We start from the raw sequence: 22893 nt of genomic DNA, 5'->3' as shown, positions 1-22893 counted from the left end.
CGAAGGCCGTCACCTAGAAGCCGACCTGCTGCAGGTCCAGATCACACGCGCGCTGCGCACAGTCCCAGATTGGTCAGCACTTCCCGCGTCGCACGTGCGAAGTTCAGAGTGATGAAGTGCAGTGCCGGCGCGCCCTCGGCAATGAGACGCTCGCACATCGACGTCGCCAATTCGATTCCGACTTCGCGAACCGCAGCTCGGTCTTCTTCGGCACCGGTCCCGGCCGCTCTGGTGAAGCGATCGTCGATATCGCTGGGAAGCGCCGAACCCGACAGGGACAGAGCCCGACGGACCGTACGGAGCGAGGTGATCGGCATGATCTCGGGAATGATGGGCTTGCACGCCTGCTCGGGGTCGAACGCCGCAACGCGATCGCGCAGCCGCAGATAGTCTTCGACGTCGAAGAACATCTGCGTTATCGAGTATTCGGCCCCGGCGCGAAGTTTGTTCACCAGGACAAGGGTGTCCTGTTCGAGATCGACTGCCCGGTAGTGCCCCTCGGGGAACGACGCGACGCCGACGTGAAAATCCCCGAGCTCTCGAACGAGGGTGACGAGCTCCTCTGCATATTCGACACCCTGGGGGTGCTTTGTCCAATCGCCGAGCGGATCACCCGGGGGATCGCCGCGCAGCACCAGAATGTTGGAGATCCCACGGTCTGCGTAAGCGCCGACCATCGATCGAAGTTCGTCGATACTGTGAGACACCGCGGTCAGGTGCGCCACCGGCAGCAGCGTCGTGTTTTCGGAGATCTCTCCCGTTACTCGGACGGTACGGTCTCGGGTCGAACCGCCTGCGCCGTAGGTCATGGACACGAATGCCGGCTGCATCTGCTCGAATTCGCGGACAGCACGCCACAGCCTCGCTTCCGCGGCCTCGTCCCGCGGTGGAGAAAACTCGACCGAAAATGGAATCTTCGACTCCGTCGATGCCCGTAGACGATCGACTATCGATGGGGTTCGGGTGACCCACCCCTCACTCGACCGCCCCCTGACGGCATCTGATGTCACGGGCACATCATAGTTTCGTCGGAAACTTCGGTGACAGGAGGCTCACGATAGAGGGATCGATCAGCGGTGACGGCTAGTGTGAAAGTGATACATCCCCACCCCGCACTCGACTGGAGGATCCCCTGTCCAGAGACTCGACTCTTCCCGCGCCCCGTCGAACGAGTGACCCCGACCCAGCCCTACGAGAAGCGATCACCGCGCCGGTTGCACTCGTCGAGTCCGCGTTGGCCGAGTTCTTCCATTCCCGACGCGACCAGGTGGCCCGGGTCGGCGGCGGTTACCGTTCTGCCGTCGCAGACCTCGAAGCCTTCGTATTGCGTGGTGGAAAGCGAATCCGGCCCTCGTTCGGCTGGATGGCCTGGCTCGGAGCAGGCGGCGATCACCGCAGCCCGCAGGCCGCGTCTGTGCTCCGCGCCTGCGCATCTCTGGAATTGATACAAGCGTGCGCGCTCATTCACGACGACATCATCGACGCTTCGCTCACCCGCCGCGGCTTTCCCACAGTGCACGTCGGTTTCACCGAGAGGCATCGTGCGGCGGGCTGGTCCGGCTCCTCCGAGCGCTTCGGTGAATCTGCCGCGATCCTGCTGGGCGATCTGGCCTTGTGCTGGGCCGACGACATGCTTCGAGAATCCGGAATCGGACACGACGCGATGGGGCGAGTGTCTCCGGTGTGGTCGGCTATGCGCACCGAAGTGCTCGGCGGTCAGTTGCTCGACATCGAAGCCGAAGCCGGTCTCGATGAATCCGTAGAGGCAGCGATGCAAGTCAATCGCTACAAAACCGCGGCTTATACCGTCGAACGCCCGCTCCAGCTGGGTGCCGTGTTGGCCGGGGCACCGGAGAGCCTCGTCGACGCATATCGATCCTTCGGCACCGACATCGGCCTCGCCTTCCAGCTTCGTGACGACCTCCTCGGCGTCTTCGGCGATCCTGCAGTCACCGGCAAGCCATCCGGCGACGACATCCGAGAAGGCAAACGCACAGTCCTGATGGCAGTGGCCTTACAGCTCGCCGACCGAGACAGGCCGGAGGCGGGATCACTGCTCAGGTCGAGCCTCGGAGTCGTGGATCTGCCCGAGGACACTATCGAGAACATCCGTACGGTGCTGATCGAACTGGGAGCAGTCGCGGATGTCGAACGCCGAATATCCGAACTGACGAACCGCGCACTCGACACGCTGAAGACGAGTGCGGTCGAACCGCACGCCGCCGCGCAATTACGCGCAATGTCCATAGCCGCCACGCAGCGCACCTACTAGATCGGTAGAGAACATTGTCTCAGCAGCCACGCAACCGAAATCGCCTCCGGACCGTACCGGGCCCAGTCGAGACCGTCGTGGTGGTCGGCGCGGGACTTGCGGGGTTGTCTGCTGCTCTGCATCTCGCCGGCGCAGGCAAAAAGGTGATCGTCTTGGAACGCGAAGATTCGGTCGGGGGCCGAGTGGGGACCTATACGGTCCGCGACACCGACGGGAGTCGTCTCTACGACATCGACAATGGTGCGAGTGTCCTGACGATGCCCAACCTCATCGAGAACGCGTTGGCGGCAGTCGGTGAGTCCTTCGAATCGACAACGCCTGCGATACAGCTGAGCGCGCTGTCTCCGAGCTACCACTCCCGCTACGCCGATGGCACCGCTATCGACGTGTTTGCCGATCCGAGCGCGATGGCGGCAGAGGTCGAGCGCACGTGCGGATCGACGGAAGCGGCAGGCTATCTCCGACTACGACAGTGGCTCGCCTCCATCTTCGAGGCCGAGTTCGACCGGTTCATCGACTCCAACTTCGATTCGCCGCTCGATCTGGTGTCCTCGAGAGCGGCACTCCGAGACACGGCCACCCTCACCAGACTCGGTGGCTTCGGTCGACTCGGACCCCGCGTCGAATCGTTCCTGAAAGACGAGCGACTTCGACGGGTGTTCACTTTCCAGGCACTCTATGCAGGAATGGCTCCGGCGAAGGCTCTGGCTGTCTACGGCGCAATTGCACATATGGATACCTCGCTCGGCGTCTACTTCCCGGTCGGCGGGATGTCCACGATCGCCGCGTCGATGGCCGATGCACTTTCCCGGAACGGCGGTTCGGTTCGCACCGGCGCAGAAGTATCGGCTCTGATAGTCGCCGGTGGTCGAGTCACCGGCGTCGAGACTGCGGACGGCGAAACCTACGAGTGCGACGCCGTGGTTCTGACACCGGATCTACCTGTAGTGGACGCACTGCTGGATCGAGCAGGAGTTACCTCCAAGGGAAGATCACGCGGCTACGGTGTCGTGTCACCCTCGGCGGTCGTCTTCCACGGCACCGTCCCGATCTCGTCCACCGAATCGTGGCCGAGTAGGTCACATCACACGATCGATTTCGGAGCCCAGTGGGCGAGCACGTTCCAACGAATCACCGCGCGCAGTGGACGCGGAAAGCTGATGGAGGATCCGTCCCTGCTCATCACCCGTCCGGGGGTCAGCGACCCATCACTACAGATGGTCCGTGACGGTGTGCAGTGCGAACCGGTGTCGATACTGGCGCCGTGCCCGAACCTCGACGGTGCGCCGTTGGACTGGGCCCCGTTGGCTATGCCGTATGTGCGCGAATTGCAGAGCGAACTGGAACGACGTGGCTACCGGGGTCTCACCGCAGATATGACGATCGACCATGTCGACACTCCGCAGACGTGGGCCGATAAAGGAATGCTGCACGGCAGTCCGTTCTCCTCGGCACACGTGTTCAGGCAGACGGGCCCGTTCCGACGGAAGAATCTCGTGGCAGGGCTCGACAATGTGGTGTTGGCCGGGTCGGGAACCACCCCGGGTGTCGGAGTGCCCACGGTTCTCGTTTCAGGCAAACTTGCGGCGGAACGCATCCTGGGAACCACAGCCGACGCGTCGGCTGGATCGGCCGTAGTTCGGAGCACAGCCGCCGACGCTCTAAACTGACTCCGGTCCAGCGCGGATTCAGCGTTCGCACCCGCCATACCAGCAATTTCGTCCCCGAGAGGAGCGTGACCCGACTTATGTCTTCGGTCTCGTCGAGTTCCACCGCCTCGGGTACCGCGGGAGAAGATCCCGCAGCAACTGAGCAATCTTCAGCCGACACGGTCCGTGTCGGCACCGGACTGCATACTTCTCGCCTTCGGACGGTGATGCTGTTCCTGCGGAGTCCAGAAGGACACTCGGCTCTCCTCGGGTTGGTCGGTTCCGTGCTCATCACGTTCGGTGGATTCGGTGCAGGCAGCGTGCGAAGACGCGATCCACTGCTCGAGTCGATGCATCTGTCTTGGCTTCGATTCGGCCACGGCCTCGTCCTGTCGAGCATCATCGTCTGGATCGGCGTCCTGCTGATGATCATCGCGTGGGTCCGTCTGGGACGTGCCACACTCGGCGGTCGCACCACCTTGGGCGAGCTCCGCTGGATCGTCCCCGCCTGGACAGCCCCTCTTCTTTTCGCAGTCCCGATGTTCAGCCGAGACGCATTTTCCTACCTCGCGCAAGGCGCCCTTCTGCGTGACGGATTCGACCCCTATGGCGTTGGGCCCGTAGCCAACCCAGGCATTCTCCTGGACAACGTCAGTAACGTCTGGACCACGACGACCGCTCCTTATGGGCCGCTGTTTCTCCTCCTCGGTCAGGCGATCACCAGCATCACCGGTGACAACGTCATTGCCGGCACGATGCTGCTCCGCATCACGATGCTCCCTGGTCTGGCATTGATGGTGTGGGCTGTCCCGCGACTCGCCCGGCACCTCGGCGGCTCGGCACCGCTGGCTCTGTGGTTGGCGGTACTCAATCCTCTCGTTCTGGTCCACTTGATCGGTGGTGTCCACAACGAGCTGCTGATGGTCGGCTTGATGACCGCCGGCATCGTGCTGGTTCTCGAGCGGCATCACGTCGGTGGTGTTGCACTTGTCGCCTTGGCCGTTGCCATCAAGGCCACGGCAGGTCTTGCATTGCCGTTCATGGTGTGGATCTGGATGATTCACGAGCGCGAGCGGGCGATCCAGGAGAATCGGACACCGCTGTCACCGATCGCTGCATTCGCAAAGACTGCAGGCATCGGTGCCGGTGTCTTTGCAGCAGTCTTCGTCATCACCTCCGCCATCGCCGGCGTTGGAATAGGTTGGCTCACCGCACTGTCCGGTTCCGCGAAGATCATCAATTGGCTGTCGCTGCCTACGATTCTGGCTCATCTCACCACGGTCAGCACGTCATGGTTCCTCGATGTTCGCCTCGGGCCTGTACTCGACGTGACTCGCATGCTGTGCGCCATCGCCCTTGCTGTCATCATCGTCGGTACCTGGTGGCTGTACCGCAAGACCGAGCGTGACGCCGTCAAAGGAATCGTCATCGCGCTGGTTGCGATCGTTGTGCTCTCCCCTGCCGCACTGCCCTGGTATTACTCGTGGCCGCTGGCGCTTGCAGCTGGTTTCGCACTGTCGACACGAACCCTGATGATCCTTGTCGGTCTATCGACGTGGCTGATGCTCGTCTTCAGGCCCGACGGATCGATCGGCCTCTACACGTTCGCTCACGTCGTGCTCGCAACGTTCGCAGCCGTCGTGGCAGGGCTTTCACTCACCCGAGTCGACCCCCTGCGGCTGCGTGCCGGACACACCGACCACACACCCACGATCGAATCGGACACTCCAGCCGAGAACACCGAAGTGAGCAAAGCGGACCATGGGTGAACTAGACGCTATCGACCCGGCCCTGCACGACGCATATCGCCTGTGCCGTGACCTGAACGCGCAGCACGGAAAGACGTATTTCCTCGCAACGCGCCTGCTTCCCAGCGACAAGCGGGCAGGAGTGCACGCGCTGTACGGCTTTGCTCGAATGGTCGACGATATCGTCGATGTGGACGTGAACTCGGCCGATGTCGAGCTCGAGGCGTCCACCGCTGCTCCGATCGGGACCACGGTGTCACAATCCGATCGCGATGCCGCCGCCAAACTCGACGTCCTCGAACAGCGGGTCCGCAACGCTCTCGGCGGCGCCGTCTTGGGATCGAGCCGATCGGACAGAGTGCTACAAGCGTTGGCGGACACCACAGCTCGATATTCCATCCCGCACGAGTACTATTTTGCGTTTCTCCACTCCATGCGCATGGACATCCCAGGCACACCGATGTTCAAGTCCCGCTACCGGACGATGGCCGAGCTGAACGAATACATGTACGGCTCCGCCGCAGTCATCGGTCTGGAGATGCTTCCGATCCTCGGCACCTCGATGAACATCGCCGACGCAGTAGGCCCTGCCGCAGCTCTCGGGGAAGCTTTCCAGCTGACGAACTTCATTCGCGACATGGGCGAGGATCTCGACCGCGACCGGATCTACCTTCCGACAGACGAACTGGAAGCATTCGGCGTCGACGAGGAGCTACTGCGAGCGTGTCGGCAATCAGGGCGAACCGACGCCCGAATAGATCGAGCGTTGGCCCACCTGATCGCGCACACCCGGGCGGTCTATCGGGACGCAGAACCCGGAATTGACATGTTGGCACCCTCCGTCCAGCCAGGAATGCGCACGGCCTTGCTGCTGTACGGAGGGATCCTTCGTGAAGTCGAAGACGGCGGCTACCGGGTGCTCATCGAACGCGCCCGGGTTCCGCAATGGCGTCGAGTATCGGTTGCGGCGCCGAGATTGGCCGCCACCGGATGGACCATGGTTCGCGAAAGGGCACGGCTCAGAAGGCCATCGCTTGAGCGCGCCTGATGACCTCTCGCATCAAATCCCCGTGCAGTGCTTCGGCGGGAGTTCCGGGAAGACTCGGGTCCTCCTCGAACAGCCACTTCAAAATTTCCTCGTCCTGATACCCGCCGTCGTGCAATACCGCCAGGAGCCCGGGCAGACCTTTGACGATCTGACCGCCACGGGCGTCGAGAAACACTTCGGGGACACCGGGAACCCTGTTCCGCTTGACTGCGAGGAGCTGGCGGTCGCGGAGCATCTGCTCGACTCTGGCCTTCGGCACTTCGAGAACCTTGCTGACATCCGCCAGCTGCAGCAGGGAGACGGACGGGTCGAGGACATCGTCGGAATAAGGGATTGTGCTCACTCCGGTAACGTTAACGGGTTCGAGCTCGTATACGAAAAGCACTGCTGCGGGACTGGCGCCCGCAGAGAATCCCGCTAGGCGACACGTCGTGCGGCGAGACAGTGTCGATATCTACGCTGTTTATCATCGATTCCGTCTTGAAGAAAAGTGAAATGAGGTGCTCCACGGTGATGACCGGAGGGTCCGTGTCGGTAGGTTCGTTGCTGGACCGGCGCTACCGAATCGACGCACCGATCGCCCGCGGTGGCATGTCGACGGTGTACCGAGCGCTCGATACACGCTTGGATCGGCCGGTGGCGGTGAAGATAATGGATCCCGCGTTCGCCGCGGATCCTCAGTTCGTCGCACGCTTCGAGTTCGAGGCACGAGCGGTTGCCAGGCTGACCAATCCAGGCCTCGTCGCCGTCTACGACCACGGACGCGACGGCGAGTTCGCATTTCTCGTCATGGAGTTGGTCGAAGGTGGAACGCTGCGCGAATTGCTCCGTGAACGCGGCCCGATGCCCCCGCATGCCGCGGCTGCCGTCGTACGGCCGGTGCTCGAGGCGCTCGGAACAGCGCATCGCGCCGGACTCGTCCACCGCGACGTCAAGCCCGAGAACATCCTCATCTCGGACTCCGGTGACGTCAAGATCGCCGACTTCGGGCTCGTTCGAGCCGTCGCAGCGTCGAACACGACGTCCAGCAGTGTCATTCTCGGCACTGCGGCCTACTTGTCCCCCGAGCAGGTGACCACCGGTTCGGCCAATGCCGGCAGCGACGTCTTCGGTGTCGGGGTGGTGCTGTTCGAGCTACTGACCGGCCGAACGCCTTTCACTGGAGACACCTCGCTCTCCATCGCCTACCAACGCATCGACAACGACGTCCCCCGCCCCAGCGAGATCATCGCCGGAGTACCCGAAGAATTCGACGATCTGGTCCGCCACGCCACGGTCCGCGATCCGGCGGGCCGATTCCAGAACGCCGACGAGATGGCCCGCGCGTTGGCCGGCGTCTGCGCACGGCTCGAACTGCCTTCGTATCGGGTTCCGGCACCCAGGCGCTCTGCCGAACACAGCAGCGCAGCCGCGATGGGCGCTCCAACCACATTCGCCGGCGCGCGTCACGAGCCGCAGGCCCCTGCCACGGAGGTAGTAGCCCTCCCGCTGGCCGACGGTGTCCACCACACCCGCGTCCAGACGGCCCCGACGTCGAGGCCGGAGTACGACTACGAAGACACCCCGCAGCCCGCCGCGGTAGGCCGTCGCCACTACCAGTTTCCGGATTTCGACGCGGATAGGCACCGGTCACGAAGAACGATCGTCATCTGGCTCACCATCGTGGCGTTGCTGGCGGTGCTGGTCGGGTTCGGCGGTTGGTGGATGGGTTCCGGACGGTACACCTCGGTACCCGTCGTGGAGGGATTGGACATCGCGGCCGCCGCGAACACGCTCGAATCCGCGGGATTGACGAGCACCACTCGCAGCACGTATTCCGACAGTGCGCCGCTCGACACCCTCATCGGAACAGATCCAGGCTCCGGCTCACGCGTCACCAAGGGGGAGGAAGTTTTCCTGCTCGTCTCCCTCGGCGCGCCGACCGTTCCCGACGTCGCTCCGAACACCGCCGTCGGCGATATCGAGCGCCAGCTCCGCGATCGCACCTTCGTGCCTGTCGACGGAGGCGAAACGTTCAGCACCACCGCGCCGGTCGGTGCCGTCGCGGCGCTCGATCCCTCGCCCGGCACCGTCCTGTCGGTCGGTGACACCGTCAAGGTATTGCGATCGAAAGGCGCTCCCCCAGTGACGATTCCGGACGTCGCCGGCAAGTCTGCGGAGGAGGCAACTGCCGAGCTGGCCACCGTCGGTATATCCGTCTCGGCGACCCAGTTGGCCTTCGACAAGTCGACCGACGGCGGGAAGGTAATTGCCACCGACCCGGCGATCGGGGGAACCGTCAACGCCGGCAGCACGGTGATCCTGAAGGTATCCAATGCGATCACCGTGCCGTCGCTACTCGGACGCTCGGTGGGATCTGCTCGGGGCACGCTCGAACGGCTCGAACTCGGCGTCCAGGTTCGGCAAGTAGTCGACACCGACGGGTCGCTGGTCATCACCCAGAACCCGAGCCCAGGGTCCAGAGTGGCCCCGGGCTCGTCGGTGTCCGTCGTCTCCCTCCCCTGACCGCACCGTGAGCTGATCACACAGTGATCATGGAGACGCTCGAGCGAGGGCTCAGCCGCGCAACATCTCCGCAACCAGGAACGCGAGCTCGAGCGACTGCTGCGTGTTCAGCCGGGGATCACATGCTGTCTCGTAACGACCGGAGAGGTCGAGGTCGGAGATATCCTGTGCACCACCGAGGCATTCGGTCACGTCGTCACCGGTCAGTTCGACGTGAATACCGCCTGGATGTGTGCCGAGACCGTTGTGGATCTCGAAGAATCCTTGGACCTCGTCGACGATCCTGTCGAAGTGACGTGTCTTGTATCCGGTCGACGCCTCGTGAGTGTTGCCATGCATCGGATCGCACTGCCAGATGACCTGGTGCCCTGTTGCTTGCACCTTCTCGATGATCGGGGGCAGCAAATCCCGCACTTTGCCGTTGCCCATGCGCGAAATGAGAGTCAGCCGTCCCGGCTTGTTCGTGGGGTCGAGTCGTTCGACGTATTCCACGGCCATCTCGGGGGTAGTGCTCGGCCCGATCTTCAAGCCGATTGGGTTCGAGATGAGTTCGGCCAGTGCGATGTGGGCACCGTCGAGTTGCCGCGTGCGATCGCCGATCCACAAGAAATGTGCCGACAGGTCGTAGAGCTTGGGGTGATCGTCGGTGTTGTCGAGCCGCAGCATCGCGCGCTCGTAGTCGAGCACCAGTGCTTCGTGACTCGCATAGATCTGCGCGGTGTGCAGGTTCGGGTCTTTGACGCCGCACGCATCCATGAAGCGCAGGCCTCGATCGATCTCGCCTGCGAGGGCTTCATAGCGCGCACCTGCAGGCGAATTGGCGACGAATTCACGGTTCCAGTCGTGGACCTTGTGCAGATCCGCCATTCCGGCACCGGTCAACGCTCGCACGAGGTTCATCGCAGCACTTGCGTTTGCGTACGCACGGACCAGTCGCGATGGGTCGTGGCCTCGCACTGCCTCGTCGGCTACCAACGAGTTCACCATGTCTCCGCGGTAGGACAGCAGTCCGAGTGCGTCGGTATTGGCCGACCGCGGCTTTGCGTACTGCCCCGCAATTCGCGCCACCTTGACCACGGGCATACTCGCGCCGTAGGTAAGAACCACGGCCATCTGCAAAAGCGTGCGGATATTGCCCTTGATATGCGGTTCGGTGTTGTCTGCGAAAGTCTCCGCGCAGTCGCCACCCTGCAACAAGAATGCCTCACCACGCGCGACGGCGGCAAGCTTGTCCGACAACGCCTCGACCTCGCCCGCAACCGTGATCGGTGGGACGCTCTCGAGGACCTTGCGCATGTCGGCTGCCTGCTCCGGGTCCCACTGCGGCTGCTGCGCCGCGGGCTTGGCCAGCGCGTCGTCCAACTGAGAGCGCAACGTCGGAGACAACGGAGGAAGTTCGGGCAAGCGGTCGATGGGTACGTCGACAGTCCAGTTCACATGCCTAGGATATTCGCTGGCGCCAGCGTGGTCTCCGACGGGTTGTCCCATCGGACCGCTGGGAACACATATCCGGCCCGAATCAGGCCGACGCGGCCTCGATAGCGATGAACTTCGCCAGGTTGTGCCGCGCGTCGGCGAGTGCGTCGTGGGCGTCATCGGGGACCGCTGGCAACGCCGGGCTGCCCCGATCTTCCCAATGCTGCCGGAGTTCGCGGCTGAATCTCGGCAGCGACCTCGGCAGTTCGGTCATCGATCCCCAGAGTTGGCACAATGCGACGTGGTCGTACGCAGCCACCCAGGCCCACAACTCCACCTCGGCACCCGGGTACGGCACCAGGAACTCGAGCAGTTCGTCGCGAATTCGGGACCTGCCCATCCACAGCGGCGACGAGTACGGTGGCAGCTTGGGCAGGACGTTCCGCCGGACCCATTTGCCGGCGCGGGAGGGATCGAACTCGGAGGAGACTGCATAGAACTCGCGGCCGTCCTCGGAGACCACAGCGATCGAGACGAGCTCGATTGTGCGACCATCCTCGATGAACTCGGTGTCGTAGAAGTAGCGCACGCAGGACACACTAGCCCCGGCGGTTGCGCCGACAAAGATCGCCCGCCATCAGAAGGAACTCCCGTTGATACCTCCCGAGACCTCCAACCCGATCGATACCGGCGTCGACGACACCGCCACGCCGGCGAACGGAGTCCGATCCACTGCCTCGGTTGCCCGAACGACAGCCGTGGTGATCTCGTGCATCGCAGTCGTTGTGGGTATCGCTGCGGGCATCGCCTACAACTTGTTTTCGCTACCCGGCCTTCGTGGGCTGGACGTTCTGGGTGACTACTACAGAATCGATCTGGACGTCTATCGGATCGGCGGCGGCATCTTCGCCTCGGGCTCGCCGCTGTACGGTCAGATGCCCGCCACCGCACTGGGGAACACCCTCCCCTTCACCTATCCCCCGATCGCGGCTGTCCTCTTCAGCCCATTGTCGATGATCTCGCTCTACTGGGCCGGAATCGTGGTGACTGCACTGTCTTTGGCGCTGCTGGTGACCACAATCGTGCTGACGCTGGTGTCTCTCGGGTACTCACCCAAAACCTTGTTGCTGTGGACAGCCGGCGCAATCTTCGCGGTGTCGATGATCCTCGAGCCAGTCTTCTCCACACTCGACTACGGACAAGTCAACATCATTCTGATGGTGTTCGTTGCTGCGGATTGTCTGCCGAAGAAGACCCCATGGCCTCGTGGTGTCCTCATCGGATTCGTCGCGGCCGTCAAACTGACGCCCGCTGTATTTGTCCTCTTCTTCTTGCTTCGCAAGGACTTTCGGGCGGCCGTCATCGCGGGCGTGAGCTTTTCCGCGTTCACCGCCATCGGCTTCCTGGCAACGATGTCCGATTCGGTCGAATACTGGACGCACACCCTCGTCGACTCCGACCGAATCGGCAAACCTGCCTACCCAGCGAACCAGAGCATCACCGGAGTTCTTGCACGGCTCGGACTCGACGACTCGATGAGGTCGGTGTTGTGGGTCGCGCTTTCCTTCGGTGCGCTTGCACTCAGCGCGCTCGCCATGCGCAAGGCATTCGAGGCCGATCTCACGGCCATCGCACTCGGAGTGAACGCCGTTCTCGGGCTACTCGTTTCGCCGATCTCGTGGTCACACCACTGGGTGTGGGTTGTGCCGTTCCTCGTTGCACTTGCGACTGCTGCCTATCGTCAGCGAAGCACCTGGCTGGTGTTCCTGGTCGGCATCGGCCTTGTGCTGTTCCATTTCGCGCCGCACTGGCGCCTCGCGCCAGGTCGCTCCTCCGGCCTCGGGTGGCCATTATGGGACCAGCTGGCAGCGTCGTCGTACGTCTGGTGGGGAGTCGCGGCAATAGCCACGGTGACTTTCATCACGTGGAAAACCTCACAGCAGAAGGCCACGAGCAGCTCGCAAATACTCTCGCCGACCGAGCCGACACCGGCCGACTGACGTCGGCGAGCTCAGCTCGCTTTGGAGTCCGGGACGCGCTCGGGGTCGGCGCCGGCCACGGGCGCTACTGGGGCATTCTTCAGGGATGCGGCGTAGACATCGACGTACTCTTGACCGGACAGCAACATCAGGTCGTACATCACTTCGTCGGTCACTGCTCGCTCGACGAACCGATTACCCGCCATGCCTTCGAAGCGAGAAAAATCGATCGGCTTACCGATCTTGATCGTGACTTTCGACGGCTTCCAGATCTTCGAACCGATGGGATTCATCTTGTCGGTTCCGATCATCGCCACGGGCACCACCTGCACTCCGGTCTCCAAAGCCAGTCGGGCCATACCGGTCTTGCCCTTGTACAGCCTTCCGTCCGGTGAGCGTGTGCCCTCCGGATAGATGCCGAGCAGTTTGCCCTTGGCGATCACCCGCGCGCCGGCATTGAGCGCATCTTGTGCAGCATCGGCACCCGTTCGGTCGATCGGCACCTGACCGACCGCTGTGAAGAACCACTTCTGGAAAGCGCCCTTGAGTCCGGAACCTGTGAAGTATTCGCTCTTCGCCAGGAACGTGATTCTTCGCTGCGCCTTCAACGGCAGATAGAACGAATCGAGAACTGCCTGATGATTACTCGCCAGGATTACCGGTCCCCGCGCCGGGATGTTCTCGGCACCTTCGACTGTCGGTCTGCCCATCGCAATCAGGATAGGACCGATGAATACGTACTTGAACAGCCAGTACCACATGGCGTCCTTCCTGATTCGAGTCTTCGCTGCGGATTCGACGTTGACTCTACCTACCCGTTATGGCGCCAGCCACAACAACTCGGACGCCGCGACAGAGGTCACATGCAATCAACGCGCATCGATCAGAAATTCGGAACGCGCAAGGTCCGCTGCGCCGATCATGCCTGCGGCTTCACCGAGTTGCGTGCTCGCGATCCGCGCAAGCGGCCGATGACCGGCACCGGTGGTGAGTCGTGCATGGTGGCCCCGCGCCTCATCCAAGAACTGACTCGACGAAGTCGCTACTCCGCCCGCGATGACGATCAAATCTGGATCGTAGACGTCGCTGACCAACGCAAGACCGACCCCGAGCCAACGAGCAAAGTCGGCCATCGTTCGTCGCGCGATCTCGTCGCCGTCCTGCGCAGCGGAGGCGATGCGGCGGCCAGTTAGTGATCCCGGGTCGAGAAAAACCTCGCGCGCCAAGATCGTGGACGACGCTTGGTCGGCAGCGAGCAATTCGACGGCAGTGTCGACGAGCGCAGTGCCGCTGCAATAGCGTTCCCAACATCCTCGCTTTCCGCACGGGCAGGCACGACCGTCGGGGACGACCTGGATATGTCCCAGCTCCGGTGCAACACCATAGCTACCTCGATAGATGCGACCATCGATCAGGAGTGCGGCTCCGATTCCGGTCCCTATCGACACCATCACCACGTTTCGACCGCCTGCGGCCGCACCGAAACGATATTCGGCCCATGCGGCCGAATTGGCATCGTGTTCGAGAAGAACCGGCAACCCGATGCGATCGCTCATCTGACTGGCCACCGGAGTGTCGATCCACGGCAGATGCGGTGCAAATCGTACCGAGGTTCGGTCGGAGTCAATGAACCCTGCGACCGCAAGCCCCACCGCGGAAACAGGATGTCGGGCGGCCAGTTCCTGGACAGCTCGATCCAGACCGTGCTCGAGAGCGGCAGCGGTATGAGGCGTCGGCGACTGGGCGGAATCGATGACCTGACCGGACGAGTCGACGACGGAGGCACGAAGGCTGGTACCACCGACATCGATGCCGATGGTGAGCAATTCTCGATGCCGCTTCATTGCTGACCTTTCCAGTGCCGCCCAGCCCCCGAAAAACGACATCGACGCTCTTTACCGATTCTCACCGGATCTTCCAGTTCACGAATCCCGCAACTATGCCGATCGGACTACATCGGATCCTTGACAGTGACGGTAATCGGTACGAATCCCCCTCGTCGAACTACCGGTTCTTCCGTGTCCTGCGCACGAGCCTGATTCTCCGTCCGATCCGGACGGTGGGTGTCGGTGTCGGCTTCTGGGGCCTCGGCTGTCTCGGTCGATGCGTGAGTTGCTTGCGAAGCCGGACCATCCATGTGCTCGGCAACCAGTTGCCGGATCATGGCAATGACAGTGGCCCCCTCGGTCGCGAGCACCGTGAGCAGATCGTGCTGCTCGCCCCTGATCAACGCAGACAATGCACACACCGGACACCAACTGCATCCCTGGCGTGGGCGCTCCTGTTGATCGGTGACGGCTTGGCGAAGCATCGGCTCGACGCGTGTGAGCACAGTTTCGGCCAACGCCCACAGCTCGGCTGCGACGTCGGAATGCTCGGTGGTCATCTACAGCGTCACCTTTCAGGCCGGCCACAGGGCCGGATCGGGCCGGAAACGGACCACGAGATTACCGGATTCGAACTCGGCACCGAGAACTACACAACGACGCAGAACCGAAGCCAGGCGAACACGCTTGCGGGTTCCGTCGGCACCGATGATCACGTCGTCCTCCACTCGCCCGAGACTGACCGTCGACGGGTCCACTACCGGTAGACGCAGCGTCATCGTGTACACCGATTCCAACCCCGATCCCGACTCGTGCGCCACCACTGGTTTATCGAACTGGCGTGCGACACCTGCCCCACCCGGTCGGCTGGACCCTACTTGGCACGACCCCGCTTGGTTGGACTCCGCTTGGTTGGACACTGCTTGGTTGGACCCCGCTTGATTGGACACTGTGACGACACCCACCCGAGTTTCCAGCGCGCCGAGAGAAGCCAACCCTACCGGTTCGTCTGCACTTTGTTCCACGACCAGCAACGAACAACCCTGCGCAAGCAGCTCGACGTCGGCAAGGCGGGCCTGCTGGGCTGCCCGCCAACTCTCGAACCAGAATACCGCTGGGTGTACACCTACGAGCCCCATCGACGACGAATTCAGCTCGGGCAAAACCTTGTTGACGATCACCTCGGCGACCGGCAACCCCATCAATGCAGCCGCGGACATAGTCCGACGGGCCTCCGCGACCCCGACCGAATCCGGCGTCAGAACGATTGTCGCCGTCGTTCGCCGGTGATCGAACAACAGTTCACGAACTGCGTCGGCGTCGGCGAGGACACGTTCCATCACCGCGACCAGAACAGTCAGACGTGGGTCCGTTCCGGTCCCCGCGACCACCCGATCGTGTTGAGGCCAGAGTCGTTCCAGATAGCCACACAGCAGGTCTGGAAGCGCCAGGGTGCGCAATGCATCAGCGGTTGCCGGAAGGTCGACGAATACTGTATCCCAGGTTCTTTCGTCCACCAGTTCGACCAGCCGATGCAACCCTAGGAGGTCCTGGGCTCCGGGCGCACCGACAATCTCTTCAGGATCGATACCGCCGAAACGGACGCCGTGTTCGTGCCCCGTTCCTGCCAACGACACGATCGCCGAGATCGATCGGTAACTCGCCTCCAGTAGCGCCAAGGTGTCCAACTCGAGAACATCGAGTCCCTCGGCCACGGATCGGGGCCCATTACCGGCCGGGGACGTCGAACGATCCAGGGCTGGGCGTCCGAGAACATCGAACAGCGAATGCGCCTGATCGAATGACACCACCAGCACTCGACGCCCCGACCTGGCGTCCTCGATCGCAGCCTTGGCAGCAAGCGTCGTCTTGCCCGCTCCGCCCTTTCCGACGAACAGTCGGACCATGGTGCGGGCGTCGGTGCGAGGCTCGCTCAGCCTTCGACCCGCTTCTTCAGCTCTTTGAGCGCGGTATCGGTAATGACCTTCTCCGCTTTACGTTTGAACAACCCGATCATCGGAATGTTCAGATCCACCGTCAACTCGTAGACGACATCGGTCCGTCCGTCACCGGTGTCCTTCAACGTGTACGACCCCGACTGCGACTTCTGCATTTCACCCGATACGAGCTCCCATGCCACCGCCATTCCATCCGGTGCCCAGTCGTAACGAAGTTCGTAGGTGTCCTTGACCATTCCAGCATCGAGGACGAACTTGACGCGGTCTGCTCGACCGTTCGAGCCGGTAGCGAGCACCTCCACGGACTTCGCTGCCGAGACCCAGGACGGATACGCGTCGAAGTCTGCGATCACGTCCATTACCTGTGCGGACGGAGCGTCGACGGTTATCGACCTCTGAGTTTTCTCGGCCATGGCTGTTGGTCCGCTTCCTCTCTCATTCGGTGTCGATGGGCTTGTATCGCCCAGGCATCGGCGCTCGCCGTCGACGCCCCTCATCACACACGATCGCCTACGGTCCGCACAACGGGGACCGCAAGAGAGCGCGCCTCAGCCTCAGGTTCGCGCGTGATCCGGACGCTCGCCCGCAGCGCGGCCTGCCTCCAATTCACGCTTGAGCGCGAAAGCCATCGACTTTCCGGCAATCCTTCGCCTGCGGTTTTCGCCGACAAGGTCGAGTCCCTCTCGCCCAGCTGGTGGCTCTGCGTGCAAGAAGTAATGGACGATGACGCCGTCGAGGACCGGGATTTCCTCGAGCCACACTTCCATCGTCCCCGTCAGCGCTCCGTCGATCGTCCAACGGATGCCTTTGTCGGCACGATCTTCGGACACCTCGATCCGCAGGTCAGGCCACCACGACCGCCAACGATCTCTCGGCGCCATCGCCTCGGAGACGCGCGCACCCGGAACAGCAATGAAGGTTTGATCCGCTACTTGGATACTGCTCATCGAAAGAGCTTCACATATATCTTTCGCGGCGCCGCACCTGAGGCGGTCGAACTGCTCCAGAAAGCCGGACTACAGTACAAACAATCCGAGCTACTCGTGAGTAGAGCTAACCGATCCGTTGTTGGAGGTACCCCCGTGCGTGAGTTCACTGTGCCCGCCCGATTCAAAGTCGAGGACGGGGAATCGACAGTCGATTCCGTTTTCACCCGCCGGGCTACGGCACCCGAGTCGGTTGCGTTTCTCCGCCAAGAGAACGGCAGCTGGACCGATGTCACTGCCGAGCAGTTCGCGATTCAGGTCGTATCGGTTGCCAAAGGTCTGATTGCCTCCGGAGTCGAGCAGGGTGATCGCGTTGCACTGATGTCCTCGACGCGCTACGAATGGTCGGTACTCGACTACGCGATCTGGGCGGCAGGCGGCGTTACGGTTCCCGTGTACGAGACATCATCTGCCAATCAGGTCGAGTGGATCCTGTCCGACGCCGAGCCAGTTCTGCTCGTGCTGGAAAACAAGGAGCACCGCGACGAAACCGCCGACGTCGTCGAAGCGTCGAAGACGGTACGTAGGACGTTCCAGGTAGACGGCGAAACTGCCGATACCGGTGCGATCCACGAATTGATCGAACTCGGTGCGGCCACTACCGACGGCGTGGTCGAAGCACGTGTCGCTGCGCTACGTTCGTCCGATCCGGCGACCCTCATCTACACCTCGGGTACCACCGGCCGCCCCAAAGGGGTGCAGCTCACCCATGCCAATCTCCTCGCCGAGTCCAAGGGAATCCGCGAGACGACGCTGAAGACACTGCTGAGAGGTGGCACGCGGACCCTGATGTTCCTGCCGCTCGCGCACGTGTTGGCCCGCGCCGTCACGATTGCAGCCTTCGATGCGGGGGCGACTGTCGGCCACACCAACGACATCCCCAACCTCGTCTCCACGTTCGGGTCGTTCCAGCCGGACTTCATCTTGTCGGTCCCCCGCGTGTTCGAGAAAGTGTTCAACACTGCACGACAGAAGGCACATGCCGACGGCAAGGGAAAGATCTTCGACGCGGCCGCCGACACAGCTGTCGCGTGGAGCCAGTCGAAGGACGACGGTTCGACCGGAATCGTACTTCGAGTCAAGCATGCAGTGTTCGACAAGCTCGTGTACTCGAAACTCCGTGTGGCCCTGGGCGGTAACTGCAAGCTGGCAATCTCCGGCGGCGCTCCGCTCGGCGCACGACTCGGCCACTTCTATCGCGGAATCGGGGTGCCGATCTACGAGGGATACGGACTGACCGAGACCAGCGCAGCCTTTGCGGTGAATACCATCGGCTATCAACACGTCGGCAGTGTCGGTCGACCTCTCCCCGGCAATACCGTCCGTATCGCTCCCGACGGCGAAATTCAGCTGCGCGGCCCTGTTGTGTTCGCCGGCTACTGGCGTAACGAAGAAGCGACTGCCGAGTCCCTGGATGATGGATGGTTCTGTACCGGCGATCTCGGTTCGCTCGACGCCGACGGGTACATCACGATCACCGGCCGCAAGAAAGAGTTGATCGTCACCGCCGGCGGAAAGAACGTCTCGCCCGCAGGTCTGGAAGATCAACTGCGCGCACATGTCCTGATCAGTCAAGCAATCGTCGTCGGCGATCAGAAGCCGTTCATCGGCGCCTTGGTGACGCTCGATGCCGACGCTCTGACCGGATGGAAGGCGCGCAACTCCAAACCCGCAGATTCATCTGCTGCCGACCTGGCCACCGACCCGGACCTGATCGCAGAAATCGATGCGGCGATCGCTGACGCAAACAAGTCGGTCTCGCACGCCGAGGGGATCAAGAAGTACCGGATCCTGCCGAACGACTTCACCGAGGAGGCGGGCGAGGTGACACCGACGATGAAGCTCAAACGCAATGTGATCACCAAGACCTACGCGGACGACGTCGAAGCGATCTACTCCAGGTAGTCACCGGCCTGTTCCCTTGTGTGCCAACCACACACAAGGGAACAGGGCGCGGATCAGAGCAGGCTGCGCAGCCTGTGCGCGAGAGTATCCCAGCGCCAGTTCTTTTCGACCCACTCACGCCCGGCCGCACCCATCGATGCGGCAAGCGTCGCATCGGACAGAATTCGGACGATCGCCTCGGTGATCTGCTCGACCGAACGACCATCGACTACAAGTCCGGTTTCGTTCTGCCGCACAGTTTCCGGCGCGCCACCGGACATGCCGGCGACGACCGGCACGCCGCACGCCGACGCTTCCAGGTAGACGATCCCCAGACCCTCGACGTCGAGCCCCCAGCCGCGAGTTCTGCTGGGCATCGCGAAGACATCCGCGATCGTGTGATGCGCGGCCAGCTCCGCCGAAGGGACTGTGCCAGTGAAGATCACGTGTTCCTCCACGCCGCAGCTGCGGACCAGCGCGCGTAAGGTGCCCTCGTACGGCCCGCCACCGACGATAACCAGAACCGCACCGTCGATCGCTTCTCTGATCCCCTGCATGGACCGGATGAGAAAATCCTGTCCCTTGCGCGGTACCAAGCGTGACAGACACAGAATCGTCGGTCGATCGCCCAACCCGTAGCGGGCCCGAAGTTCTGCTCGCGCAGCGGAATCTGGCTTGAATTTGCCGGTGTCGACACCCGGCGGCACGTGCTCGAGCGCGGCCTGTGGACCGAAAGCCGACGCGAACCGTCCTCGCGTGTACTTGCTTACGTAGGTCACCGCGTCGACGGAGTTGCCGATCGCTCGCAGCGTTCCGCGACCACCTGGAATCATCGACCATCCCACTTCGTGACCATGGGTGCTGGCGATGATCGTCTCTACCCCTGCGCGTCTGACCACTGGAGCCATCACAGCGAGCGGCGCTGCCGCCCCGAACCACACACTGTCGCACTCGTGCGACCTCACAAGCCTCGCAGCTCTTCGCGCCACCAGCGGCGTCGGTAGCATCAGCGTCGTGGGGTGCCGGACCACTTCGTACGGCTGGCGTGCATCGAACGCGAGATGACTATCTCCCCGCCACCGGGGGGCATATACCACCAGTTCTTCGGGTGGGAATCTATCCGCGATGCTCTGGAGATAGGACTGGATACCTCCGGGACGCGGGGGAAAGTCATTCGTTACCAAGAGCGTCCGACCCATTGCACTACCGTAGGTCAGCTCGCATTCTGCGTAACCCAAGCCCCCCAGTCCGCGATGAAAGCGTCGGTTCCAGGCCCGACAGTCGTTTCGAGACCCGCGCTGATCTCGGCGTCTGTTTGCGGACCGGTTGACAACTGCGCGTAGAGATCTCGCAGCACCGGCTCACCGTATCGCTCAGCGATGAATGCTGCCAAGGACCATGCGGATTCGTACGCGAGGGTCGAACGGAGCCCGCCTGCCGAAAAATCCGAGTCTGCCGGGAGCACCGTCGGCGGCCCGCCCACCCCGACTGCACGACTCAGTGTCGGAGCCAGTGTGGCGAAGTCGACACCCGATCCGCGGTATCCCGAATAATCCGCGAACCCCTCGAGCATCCATGTCGGCGATCCGTCGACGGTGTTCGCCCGAGCGGCGATGTGTGTGAGCTCGTGACGCAGGACCGAGCGGGTAGTGAACTCGGTCAATCGCTCGGCAGCGGAGGGCGAGAAGACGACACGCTGCCCAGTCACCGGATCGCCGGGTACAACGACATCAGAGACGGACACAGCCGCCACGTCCGGGCCTGCAACTTCCCCTGCCGACGCGAGGAACTCATCTGTGGAACTCGTCGTCACTATCAGCGTCTTGCGCGGCCAGTCGTCGCCCACGAAGTCCGCAACTGCCTCGACCGCGGCCGGCACCTCGGTGTAAAGCCGAGAGGTGAAAAGGTCCTGCTCTCGCTTGCCCAGCACCATCGATGTTCCCCCGGCGGTCGTGATCGGCGTGGCCGTTACCGGCCCGAAGTCCCACGGTCCCCGCCAGGTATGTCGGTCGATACCTGGTAAGTCTGTGTCGGACACCAGTCGCCATCTATCGTCGCGCTCGGCCACCAGCAACGAGATCGGTCTGCGAGTCGGTAGGTCATCCGGCCCGTCGACCCCATACCGAAGAACCACCGATGGCGCCCACACGTCGGCGGCCCCCACGCGCTCGGCAATTTCGGAAGGGACGGGCGTTTCCGGCTCGTCCACGATCTCGTAGCCCCACTCGGACAGCGGTACCTCCGAGAGGTTCGATGCGGAGCGGATCAGCGATTGCAGAAATTCGGGCGACGCTGCCGGGTCGACAAGAGCTTCCAGTTCAGCATCGTCGTTGGAGGAGACCGCATCCGCCCAATCCACCAGAAGCTGTTCGACGCCCGCCTTACGCTGATCCTCGTACGGATTCGAGGGCATCGATGTCGGCGTCGACTCGACCAGCGGGCCGGACGCTGTACACCCCGACACCCATACGAGGGCGCCGACGAGAACTGCCGCCGACATAGAGCGGCGGACAGTCATCGAGTGAACCAAGCTTGCGCTATCAGTACCGGCGCGCACCGTAGAACGGGAACGACGCCATCGACTGAACCTTCACCGGCACACCGAACGTCGACGCATGCAGCACGTTGCCGTTTCCGGCATACAGGCCGACATGCGAGGCATCCGGATAGAACAGAACGACGTCGCCTGGCTGAAGGCTCTTCTGATCGACTGGGGTTCCGCCGGCCGCCTGCGCCTGACTGGACCGCGGAAGCGTCTTGCCCACCTGCTTGTAGGCCCAGACGACCAGCCCTGAGCAGTCGAAGCCATCGGGCCCGGTAGCGCCCCACACATACGGTTTACCTATCTGCGTCAACCCTGCTTGCAGAGCACCGGACCCCGATCCCGGAACCAGACCCTCGATGATCTTCGACAGGTCGAATCCTGGAGGTAGCGGGCTGCCTGCGTAGTCACTCTTTTCGGCGCCGGACAGCGCACTGAACGCCGCCATCACCTCTGCCGTTTGCCCTTGAAGTTCGCTCTGCTTGGCCTGCAGATCGTCGCTGACCATTTTGGCCTGATCTGCAGCCGCGCGCGCCTCGTCTGCAGCTGAACGTGAGGCCTCCTCGGCCGCAGCAGCATCGGACGTCGCCTGCTTGAACTGACCCACCTGCCGTGACGTTTCCGCGGAAATGATGTCGAGGGCCGACATCTGGTCCAACAGTTGCTGCGGTGAATCGCTGACCATCACAGCGAACAACCGGTTTGTCCGACCACCCTGATAGTTGACGTTGGCTACTTTGTCCACCGCGGGCTTCAGCTCGGCCAACGCCGCTTCGGCGTCCGCGAGCGCGCTCTGATGAGACCCGAGGGCGGCCTCTGCTTCGCGCTGCACTGCGGTCTTGGCATCGAGATCTATCTGCGCGTTGTGCAGAGCCTCGGTCGTTTGCTCGGACTCACGAGCAAGGTCCGACAACCGCGTCTGCGCATCGGATGCACTGTCTATGCCCGGCTGCGCCTGGGCTGTTGCGGCCGGTGCCACGAGTAGACACAGCGCACAAGCTGCAGCGGCGAGAACGCTGCGTTTGGATCGAGCAACGTTCTTGACTGTCGGTGTCGCCACAGAAGGTGACTCTCCGTTCT

Annotated in this window: 20 protein-coding genes; 7 read left to right on the top strand and 13 right to left on the bottom strand. The window is 62.6% G+C overall.

Annotated elements, in window-relative coordinates; genetic code table 11:
- Nucleotides 1–41: 41 nt before the first annotated feature.
- On the bottom strand, nucleotides 42–1010 hold the full coding sequence (metF, locus tag ABIB36_RS14565; RefSeq protein ID WP_084346774.1) for a methylenetetrahydrofolate reductase [NAD(P)H]: 969 nt from the start codon (nucleotides 1008–1010) through the stop codon (nucleotides 42–44).
- Between the two features lie 191 nt (nucleotides 1011–1201).
- Between metF and ABIB36_RS14560 the strand changes: the two genes are divergently transcribed.
- From ABIB36_RS14560 to ABIB36_RS14545, 4 genes are all read left to right on the top strand, one after another.
- Nucleotides 1202–2272: a polyprenyl synthetase family protein gene (locus ABIB36_RS14560; protein ID WP_256895600.1), complete on the top strand. Its 1071-nt coding sequence runs from the start codon at nucleotides 1202–1204 to the stop codon at nucleotides 2270–2272.
- An 80-nt stretch (nucleotides 2273–2352) separates the two neighbouring features.
- Entirely contained in the window at nucleotides 2353–3942 is a 1590-nt protein-coding gene (crtI, locus tag ABIB36_RS14555) for a phytoene desaturase family protein (protein ID WP_084346624.1), read from the top strand.
- 206 nt (nucleotides 3943–4148) lie between these two features.
- Complete coding sequence (locus tag ABIB36_RS14550; protein ID WP_256895601.1) at nucleotides 4149–5690, top strand: alpha-(1->6)-mannopyranosyltransferase A; 1542 nt, start codon at nucleotides 4149–4151, stop codon at nucleotides 5688–5690.
- Entirely contained in the window at nucleotides 5683–6717 is a 1035-nt protein-coding gene (locus tag ABIB36_RS14545; RefSeq protein ID WP_354562064.1) for a phytoene/squalene synthase family protein, read from the top strand. The genes ABIB36_RS14550 and ABIB36_RS14545 overlap by 8 nt, the downstream gene beginning before the upstream one ends.
- Here ABIB36_RS14545 and ABIB36_RS14540 read toward each other — a convergent pair.
- Nucleotides 6689–7060, bottom strand: a complete 372-nt coding sequence (locus tag ABIB36_RS14540; protein WP_084346627.1) for an Rv2175c family DNA-binding protein — start codon at nucleotides 7058–7060, stop codon at nucleotides 6689–6691. The genes ABIB36_RS14545 and ABIB36_RS14540 overlap by 29 nt on opposite strands.
- A gap of 170 nt (nucleotides 7061–7230) precedes the next feature.
- Here ABIB36_RS14540 and pknB point away from each other — a divergent pair, with 170 nt between their 5' ends.
- Entirely contained in the window at nucleotides 7231–9222 is a 1992-nt protein-coding gene (gene pknB / locus ABIB36_RS14535) for a Stk1 family PASTA domain-containing Ser/Thr kinase (RefSeq protein WP_084346775.1), read from the top strand.
- Nucleotides 9223–9273: 51 nt separating this feature from the next.
- On the opposite strand, the gene ABIB36_RS14530 is transcribed toward pknB, so the two are convergent.
- Both ABIB36_RS14530 and ABIB36_RS14525 read right to left on the bottom strand, forming a co-directional pair.
- Nucleotides 9274–10659, bottom strand: coding sequence for a class II 3-deoxy-7-phosphoheptulonate synthase (locus tag ABIB36_RS14530; RefSeq protein ID WP_084346628.1), 1386 nt, complete (start codon nucleotides 10657–10659; stop codon nucleotides 9274–9276).
- A gap of 82 nt (nucleotides 10660–10741) precedes the next feature.
- Entirely contained in the window at nucleotides 10742–11227 is a 486-nt protein-coding gene (locus ABIB36_RS14525; RefSeq protein ID WP_136172011.1) for a polyadenylate-specific 3'-exoribonuclease AS, read from the bottom strand.
- A 169-nt stretch (nucleotides 11228–11396) separates the two neighbouring features.
- Here ABIB36_RS14525 and ABIB36_RS14520 point away from each other — a divergent pair, with 169 nt between their 5' ends.
- A complete protein-coding gene (locus tag ABIB36_RS14520; protein WP_143542109.1) occupies nucleotides 11397–12638 on the top strand; it encodes a glycosyltransferase 87 family protein in 1242 nt (413 codons plus the stop codon).
- A gap of 11 nt (nucleotides 12639–12649) precedes the next feature.
- Here ABIB36_RS14520 and ABIB36_RS14515 read toward each other — a convergent pair whose 3' ends face one another.
- The 6 genes from ABIB36_RS14515 to ABIB36_RS14490 all read right to left on the bottom strand — a co-directional run bounded on the left by ABIB36_RS14515 (nucleotide 12650) and on the right by ABIB36_RS14490 (nucleotide 17348).
- Nucleotides 12650–13378: a lysophospholipid acyltransferase family protein gene (locus tag ABIB36_RS14515; RefSeq protein ID WP_084346630.1), complete on the bottom strand. Its 729-nt coding sequence runs from the start codon at nucleotides 13376–13378 to the stop codon at nucleotides 12650–12652.
- A gap of 108 nt (nucleotides 13379–13486) precedes the next feature.
- Nucleotides 13487–14461 (bottom strand): ROK family protein, encoded by a 975-nt coding sequence (locus ABIB36_RS14510; RefSeq protein WP_354562059.1) that lies wholly within the window; start codon nucleotides 14459–14461, stop codon nucleotides 13487–13489.
- Between the two features lie 107 nt (nucleotides 14462–14568).
- Nucleotides 14569–15003 (bottom strand): hypothetical protein, encoded by a 435-nt coding sequence (locus ABIB36_RS14505; protein WP_354562057.1) that lies wholly within the window; start codon nucleotides 15001–15003, stop codon nucleotides 14569–14571.
- Between the two features lie 15 nt (nucleotides 15004–15018).
- Entirely contained in the window at nucleotides 15019–16350 is a 1332-nt protein-coding gene (locus tag ABIB36_RS14500; protein WP_354562055.1) for an ArsA family ATPase, read from the bottom strand.
- Between the two features lie 26 nt (nucleotides 16351–16376).
- Nucleotides 16377–16814, bottom strand: coding sequence for an SRPBCC family protein (locus ABIB36_RS14495; RefSeq protein ID WP_084346634.1), 438 nt, complete (start codon nucleotides 16812–16814; stop codon nucleotides 16377–16379).
- 141 nt (nucleotides 16815–16955) lie between these two features.
- Nucleotides 16956–17348 (bottom strand): polyketide cyclase / dehydrase and lipid transport, encoded by a 393-nt coding sequence (locus ABIB36_RS14490; RefSeq protein ID WP_084346635.1) that lies wholly within the window; start codon nucleotides 17346–17348, stop codon nucleotides 16956–16958.
- A gap of 135 nt (nucleotides 17349–17483) precedes the next feature.
- Between ABIB36_RS14490 and ABIB36_RS14485 the strand changes: the two genes are divergently transcribed.
- Nucleotides 17484–19292, top strand: coding sequence for an AMP-dependent synthetase/ligase (locus ABIB36_RS14485; RefSeq protein WP_084346636.1), 1809 nt, complete (start codon nucleotides 17484–17486; stop codon nucleotides 19290–19292).
- 53 nt (nucleotides 19293–19345) lie between these two features.
- On the opposite strand, the gene ABIB36_RS14480 is transcribed toward ABIB36_RS14485, so the two are convergent.
- From ABIB36_RS14480 to ABIB36_RS14470, 3 genes are read right to left on the bottom strand one after another with little or no spacing between them, the layout of a single operon-like run.
- Nucleotides 19346–20470, bottom strand: coding sequence for a glycosyltransferase family 4 protein (locus ABIB36_RS14480; protein ID WP_354562051.1), 1125 nt, complete (start codon nucleotides 20468–20470; stop codon nucleotides 19346–19348).
- Between the two features lie 14 nt (nucleotides 20471–20484).
- Complete coding sequence (locus ABIB36_RS14475) at nucleotides 20485–21789, bottom strand: peptidase MA family metallohydrolase (RefSeq protein ID WP_354562049.1); 1305 nt, start codon at nucleotides 21787–21789, stop codon at nucleotides 20485–20487.
- Between the two features lie 22 nt (nucleotides 21790–21811).
- Nucleotides 21812–22873, bottom strand: coding sequence for a C40 family peptidase (locus ABIB36_RS14470; protein WP_354562046.1), 1062 nt, complete (start codon nucleotides 22871–22873; stop codon nucleotides 21812–21814).
- Nucleotides 22874–22893 lie beyond the last annotated feature (20 nt).

This window comes from Rhodococcus sp. UYP9, assembly GCF_040547235.1.
Taxonomy (GTDB): Bacteria; Actinomycetota; Actinomycetes; order Mycobacteriales; family Mycobacteriaceae; genus Rhodococcoides.
The sequence above is the reverse complement of the archived record's forward strand: the minus strand, read 5'-3'. Positions and strand labels throughout refer to the sequence as shown.